Origin of the sequence: Pseudoduganella rivuli (genome assembly GCF_009674485.1) — a bacterium.
GTDB lineage: Bacteria > Pseudomonadota > Gammaproteobacteria > Burkholderiales > Burkholderiaceae_D > Rugamonas > Rugamonas rivuli_B.
This window is the reverse complement of record NZ_WKJJ01000092.1, coordinates 1-255: the sequence shown is the minus strand read 5'-3', so window position 1 is coordinate 255 and position 255 is coordinate 1. Positions and strand designations below refer to the sequence as shown.

The window sequence follows — 255 nt, the reverse complement described above, 5'->3', positions numbered from 1 at the left end:
ACACCTTTAATTACACCAGCAACACCGTCACCGATCCGCTTGGTGCGCAACGCGGTTACGGTTTTTCCACGGTGCGCAACCGCCAGGTGCAGACCGGCATCAGCCAGACCTTTGGCACCACCAAAGTGTGGACGGAGGAATCGTTTGACGCCAATGGCAACCTGCGGTCGACCTACGACTTCAATGGCGTGCGCACGTTGCGCACGTTCGACCTCGTGCGCAACCTGGAATTGACCAGGGTGGACGGATTCGGTA

The 255-nt window shown here is 58.4% G+C and carries 1 pseudogene; it reads left to right on the top strand.

Features of this window, described 5'->3' with window-relative positions:
* Window positions 1-255, top strand: a pseudogene (locus tag GJ700_RS35140) (hypothetical protein); the annotation flags it as partial.